We start from the raw sequence: 6,593 nt of genomic DNA on the forward strand, positions 1-6,593 counted from the left end.
CTTTTAGATGGAAGACTGCGTATTGATAATAATGATTCGGAGCGTAGTATAAAACCATTTGCAGTTGGCAGAAAAAATTGGATGTTCTGTGCAACAACTAAGGGTGCTAAAGCTAGTGCAAATATTTATAGTATTATTGAAACTTGCAAAGTAAATAAGATTAATCCTTATGATTATTTAAAATATTTGCTGAATCATATTCATGATTATTCTGATCCAAAAGAGTTAGTAAATTTACTTCCATATAATATTGATAAAAAAATATCATCAAATTAAATTTTTTTTAGAATTATCAAAAAACTTAAGAAACCCAAAGAAAGGCGGATAATACTTGTCAAGATGGGGATATTTTAGCGTTTACATTCTTATCGTTATACATCATATTCTAATCTAGCAAATCAACCATATAATACTTCAACAAAATTATTTATAAAGGATTTGCCAAAATATCATTTAAATCATGTATATGGTATAAGCAAAATTCTTAATTACGGTCTAGTTTTTATTATTGGGTATGAAAGTGATTTTAGTAACAAGTATAAGCATATTGCAAGTGCAATGTTTTATAATAGATCTTTGAGGAATTACTTTTTAGATTTAACTATTTTTAATAGTGATAGGAAATGGAAAAATAAGTGCGATTACTATAAGGTAGATGATTTTTATTCAAGTGCAAAAATTAGTAAAGAAATATTAGTAAAGAATTCAATTATAAATAGCTTTGCCCCTTATGTAATATTAACATATGATAATAAATCAAGAAAAGAGCAAGAAAAGATTGTTTCAAAAGAAAAAAATATACAACAAGGAGTAGGATTTACTATAAGAACTGCAAGTGATAGTAGATTAAAAAAAGTTGAAGCAGATATACTTTATTTAAATAGTAAGAAGACTAAATCAGTACTATTAACATTTAATATAAAATTTTAATTTCTTACAATATTGATTCCATCTGTTATTAGTGAATATAAAAATAAATAAAAATTTATGTTATTAAAAAAATTGTTTACTAAAGAATTAACATTTGCTATAGATACATAATTAGATAATTGTAAATAAAATTACGGGGGAGGTATATGTCTTATTTAATGTATAATACATCAGTTTTAACTGGTGTTGACTCAGAAAAGCTTAATCAATTAAAACAATGTATCGATAATTATGATGCCTTTTTAGATGCTAGAATAAAATTTAAACAGTCAATAGCAAATATCAGGGATGTATATAATAATAATCACAAACTTGTTGAAGGTAATTGCACTAAAAATTTAACTAAAATTAACCCAACTGATTCTGACAATATTAATGCTGTTTTCAAAAAATTTCTGAATTTGATGCAGTATGCAGAAAAATAGTAATTCCAAGTGAAGATGTATTTAAAGATTTTGATGCTACATTTCTCTACTACATATCTGGAACATTTCCTACTAATTCAGGTTTAACTGATTTACTTCATAAAAAATTAGTTGATGATTATTCAGAAAATGAGGGAGTAAAAAAATTATTTTTAGCTTCAATGCAATACCTTAATGTATATGCATGGAAATGCGATAAAAATAGTGATGAAGAAGTTAAAGAGATTCAAGGGTATTTTGGTAAGATTTTTGATCAAGATGGTAACATTAAAACACTTCAAACAGTTGAACAGATGATTAATGAAAATGAATGTACATTAAAAATAAATGAATTATTAAAAGGTGTGTTAAAATCAACATTAGAAAGTGTAAATTCAAATTGGGGAGATATACTTATTGCAGTACAAAAAAAAGATGAGGATGAAAATTTTAAAGAAGTATGTATGCAATTTTCTGAAGATCATACAAGGCTTGAGGAGATAGAAAAGCATTATGAGGAATATGATGTTGATTATAATCCAACATGTGGAAAAATAAAAAGTTTTCCAGACCCTCAAGATAAAAATGTAAAACCTTTTGAAAATAAGGAAATAGTGGATTTATTGTCTATAAGTCTTAATGAAAGTAATGAATTATTTAGTAGTTGTGGCATATCGCTAGAAGAAGGTGGACTAGTTTAGGTGAGGAGTAATGAGTACTTTACAAGAAGACAAAGCAGTAGTTCAAAATGGGCATTTTAAAAGAGAGAATGATCGCTTTGCTAAATCCACAGCACATAAAGAAATTCTTCAAGCATCATTATTACTTAGCAATTTTGAACTTTTTAGCAAAGTAAATGAACATTTAATACAGAATGTTAGTCTTTATAGTGATGAAGAGAAAGAACAGTTTTATGCTGAAATTTATACTGATGTTTTGAGCAAATTAGTTAAATCATCATTAAATTCAATAGAATCTACTTTTGAGTCTTCATTAAATACTTTTGGATTTGTTGAACTAATGATTATGCAAATAAGTAAATATGCTAATGCAGCAGATCAAAAAGAGATAGTATATCAATATTATAGTAAAATAGTTGCTTTTGTTTTGCAAAATGATAATGCAAATACATTTCAAAAATCGTTCTACCTTTATGTTTTATATAATAGAAAATATTTTCAAGAAACATTAGAAAAATATCAATTGTTATTTCCCAAGATAAATAAAAAAGATAATACTGAAGCAATTGAAAATTTAAAATATAATAATGCATATAATCTTTTTGTTTTATCAAATGAAAATATAGATGATATTGCAGATAGTTTTGTGAAAGCAGCTTTGTCTTCAGATTGGAGCTTGAAGGTCTTTTATAAGTATTCATCAAAATTTTTGTTATGTCAAAATAGTCAATCAAAAGAATTACCTAAAAATTTCTTAAATACACTTCGTCATTCCTTGGAAGAAGCTTATATTAATAAAAGTAAAACTTTTCCTGCTGATCAATTTGAAAAAGAAATGTTGCGCCCACTTATACATTCTTCAAAAGGAAAAGTTTGTTATGATATATATAATGAATTTTCAACTCACTCAAAACCTTTAGGCACAGAAGAAAAGGGTTTTGTCGGTCTTAATGGTGCTTATATACATCACTATTATAATACTACAGATGGTTTTAGTTTAGATAAATTAAGTACTAAATTGGCAAATATTGATTGTGAGAATGTAGTAGATCAAAGTTTAATTTGGAGTTTTTTTACTGCAAATAATTTTATAGAATTTTTTGATAAGTTTGCACGTTATACCTATCCTAAATGCTTTGCCAGCTTTTTTATTCAAATGATAGCACAAGGAAAAAAAGAGTTGTTAGATAAAACAATAGAGTTATTGGATAATAAAAGTGAGGATAAAAATCAAACTAGAGAAATTGATAAATTTAAAGGTATATTTAAAAATCCTATGTTCTGGAGTAAGGTTAATGAATTATTAAATGAACATTATACAGTTGAGAAACACATTGCTTTTTGTCATTTTTGGATTTTTCGTTTATCTCAAAAATTTAGAAGTGATATTATCGAATTTTCTAAAGGGCAGGATCATTATGGATATATGAAATTATGTGAATTATCAAAGTTACAGGATGATAGTTCAAGTGAAGCTACAGTAAGTTCTAGTATTTCAGCATATGGTAATACTGAGTTATTAGGTATTATTAATTACTTTATAAGTGAGAGGATAACTTTTGACCATAATAGTGAAAACAATCTTTTTGAGCAAATTCACCAAAAAGTTGAACAAAAGTTGCCACAAATAGCAGAGGCTAAAAGGAATGTTATGACCGAATTGTTTCAGCATAACATACACAAAATGGTAGAAGATAATCCTAATGAATTATTAGCATTATTGAGAAATGCGCAAAAATATCATCCTTTAGGTACAGCATTAGTTACTGGTACAACAATAAATGGTGATGTATCAGTTGAAAGTGATTTCCATATGGAAGCAATAAGAAGCAACCTTGAGAAATTCTTAAGCAATAAAACTTGTGTAACTCCATCAGGCCCACTGTGCAATTATATAATGGAACCTATTGTAGATTTAACATATAATTATGTGCCAACTTCCATTATGTTAATACCTCTTGTAGGTTCAATATTGGCAGGAAATAGTTTAACTGTACTATATACTGCTTATGATGGAATTATCTTAGGCAACGCATAAGATGGTAATTTACCTAGATTAGATGCAGCACATACATTTTTCCTTCAAGGCACTCAAGTAATACCTTTAAAAAATGTATATGCAGTTTTTGGACCTATAATTTATTTTACATTAGTAGTTCCTGTTATAGCAGTTGAAAAAGCTTTTTGTAATAAAGTAGTACTACAGCCAGATACAGAAAAAATAATAACAACAATAGGTATAAGTACTAAAAATGAAGAAAAAATTGATATTAAATTACAAAATTTATCTTCATGTGAAGAGAAATTGTTAGCGGAATTTTGTTTAGAGTATGGTTTAGATTGTAATACAATTGATGGCAGTGAGCTTTAATAAATTAATATAACATAATGGAGATATATTATGATGAAAAGGGAAGATGGAGCTTTTGGGTCACCAAAAAGCAAGCCAAGTGAAAATAATTTGCGTCAGAAAGGTGCTTTTGGTACACCAATTAGAGGAGATATATCTGAGTTGCAAAGAGATGATCATAGTGGTGCATCTTCACAGCAAAATAGTGCTGCTGCTCAGCCACCTTTGCCTGAGCAAGCGCAGCAACATGCATTAGCAGCTGAGCATGATGCAGCAATAGGTAGCCACAATGGAGCAATTGAGGAATCACAAGCGCTAAATCTAGGTGGTTATGAAGAGTTTTTTGGTCTAAGCATGTGTATAGGATTTAGAGAAAAATCTGACGATAGTGAAGATTATGGCTGTAATATTATGTAAAGTGCAATGAATTAAAAGGTTTTTGTTGAAAACTGATATAGAGGAAAAAAGTTTTTTCGGAAGATTAACTACTTTTACCGTAAAAAGAGTAGTGTTAACCTTTAACGGTAATGTGCCTACCAAAAAAATTCTGTAAATGAACTATGTTAGAAATAACAATTCCTTTATTTTTTGTGATTCTAATTGTTGTGTTCTGAATTATTTTTCAATATATCTTTTTAATTCTAGAGGATTGATTCTTAATTTTGTTTTTTACCATATATCCAAATTTATTGTGAAATATATAAATGCTTTTTTCTTTAATATTTTATACTATTTTTTGTCAAAGCCTTAAAAAATAGTATAAAATATGTAGTAAGTTCATTAAAAATAAAATAAAAAACTTGACTATTTGTATTATTTTTGTACAATGCGATCGAATTTAATAGTATGAGGTGTTTGTTATGTTGTTATCATCGCTTTTATCTATACCAAAACATGCAACAAAGTATACATGTTGCGGACTACAATACATAGGTTTTCCATTAAAACAAATAAAAGAAACAATTGGAGCAACTGCAGCTGGAATTTCATTTATTGGCAGTAGCACATATTTATTTGAAGATACATCTAAAACTCTTATTGAGCAAATGGCTTGGAAAGCTGCAGGTAGTGCATTATCGACTGCAGTAATTGGAACCACTATTGGAAGCATTGCAGCTGGTGCTTTTACTGTAACTTCTCCTGTGGTTATAGCAACTACAGCTGCAACAGGTTCAGGATTGTTTTTAGTTGAAAAGATCCTAGGTAAAACAACGAGTGATTTGACAACTGCATTTATGCAACATGGAACTGCAGGTGTAGCTATGGAAACTGCGACAAGAAGTGCTGATTATGTATTGTATTCAGTATCACCAAAAGGGTATTGGGATAAAAATTACATTACGAGTGCTAAAAATATTGTGTTATCAGTAGATTCATTGAGAAGTGTTATCTCGGGGCAAGATACATGGATAGGACAAAACATGAAAGCAGCAAGTAATTACTTTAACGACAAATTTTTCAAATTCATTAAAAATAGCTATATTTTTAAAGCTCTTGATATTGCTTTTGATCTGTTTCTTGTATATAAGGCCCATGGCTTTGCTTCTGATTTATTTGATAGTGAAATGAAAGTGGTTACAAATAAATATCATTGTATGAGAGAGCTTAAAGCTATTAAAGCAGGCAATTTTAATTTAAATCATGTTGATGCACCAGAGACAGGTCTTACAGATAGTATGAGAGAAGCATTTAAGATTGATCAACAATTAAAAGCTATTGAAATACATAATTTAGATATTCCAAAACAGGTTGATAATGGTCCTGCTGTTATGGAAGTAACTTGGTTTGATGGAATGACTTCGAAAGTGTCTGGATTGTTAAATGATAGCATAAATTGTGTTGACCAAATTGCTGTTCAAGATATGCTCTCAAGTGCATTATAATTTGCAAAGGAGGGTATAGGCGCAATTGTTCGTAAACGCTAAAATATCCCCATCTTGACAAGTATTATCCGCCTTTCTTTGGGTTTCTTAAGTTTTTTGATAATTCTAAAAAAAATTTAATTTGATGATATTTTTTTATCAATATTATATGGAAGTAAATTTACTAACTCTTTTGGATCAGAATAATCATGAATATGATTCAGCAAATATTTTAAATAATCATAAGGATTAATCTTATTTACTTTGCAAGTTTCAATAATACTATAAATATTTGCACTAGCTTTAGCACCCTTAGTTGTTGCACAGAACATCCAATTTTTTCTGCCAACTGCAAATGGTTTTATAC

General features: G+C 28.3%; 8 protein-coding genes. 7 read left to right on the forward strand and 1 reads right to left on the reverse strand.

All coding sequences use genetic code 11. From position 1 onward, the window contains the following. The 7 genes from EIC27_RS07935 to EIC27_RS05615 form a co-directional block, all read left to right on the forward strand. The coding region (locus EIC27_RS07935; RefSeq protein ID WP_153183752.1) for a transposase domain-containing protein at positions 1–276 on the forward strand (276 nt) is incomplete at its 5' end. Positions 277–438: 162 nt separating this feature from the next. Beyond that, positions 439–930: a hypothetical protein gene (locus EIC27_RS05590; protein ID WP_126045108.1), complete on the forward strand. Its 492-nt coding sequence runs from the start codon at positions 439–441 to the stop codon at positions 928–930. A gap of 146 nt (positions 931–1,076) precedes the next feature. Then, on the forward strand, positions 1,077–1,355 hold the full coding sequence (locus EIC27_RS05595; RefSeq protein ID WP_153183770.1) for a hypothetical protein: 279 nt from the start codon (positions 1,077–1,079) through the stop codon (positions 1,353–1,355). Between the two features lie 161 nt (positions 1,356–1,516). After that, positions 1,517–2,035, forward strand: coding sequence for a hypothetical protein (locus tag EIC27_RS05600; RefSeq protein ID WP_126045110.1), 519 nt, complete (start codon positions 1,517–1,519; stop codon positions 2,033–2,035). 10 nt (positions 2,036–2,045) lie between these two features. Continuing rightward, complete coding sequence (locus EIC27_RS05605; protein ID WP_126045111.1) at positions 2,046–4,052, forward strand: hypothetical protein; 2,007 nt, start codon at positions 2,046–2,048, stop codon at positions 4,050–4,052. Positions 4,053–4,415: 363 nt separating this feature from the next. Further along, the gene (locus tag EIC27_RS05610; protein WP_126045112.1) at positions 4,416–4,781 is read left to right on the forward strand and encodes a hypothetical protein; all 366 of its coding nucleotides are present in this window, start codon (positions 4,416–4,418) and stop codon (positions 4,779–4,781) included. A 443-nt stretch (positions 4,782–5,224) separates the two neighbouring features. Beyond that, positions 5,225–6,247 (forward strand): hypothetical protein, encoded by a 1,023-nt coding sequence (locus EIC27_RS05615; RefSeq protein ID WP_126045113.1) that lies wholly within the window; start codon positions 5,225–5,227, stop codon positions 6,245–6,247. Between the two features lie 116 nt (positions 6,248–6,363). Here EIC27_RS05615 and EIC27_RS08345 read toward each other — a convergent pair. Further along, positions 6,364–6,593 (reverse strand): transposase domain-containing protein (locus EIC27_RS08345; protein WP_205702304.1); only part of this gene is annotated, 230 nt, incomplete at its 5' end.

It is taken from the genome of Candidatus Aquarickettsia rohweri, from assembly GCF_003953955.1.
GTDB lineage: Bacteria > Pseudomonadota > Alphaproteobacteria > Rickettsiales > Midichloriaceae > Aquirickettsia > Aquirickettsia rohweri.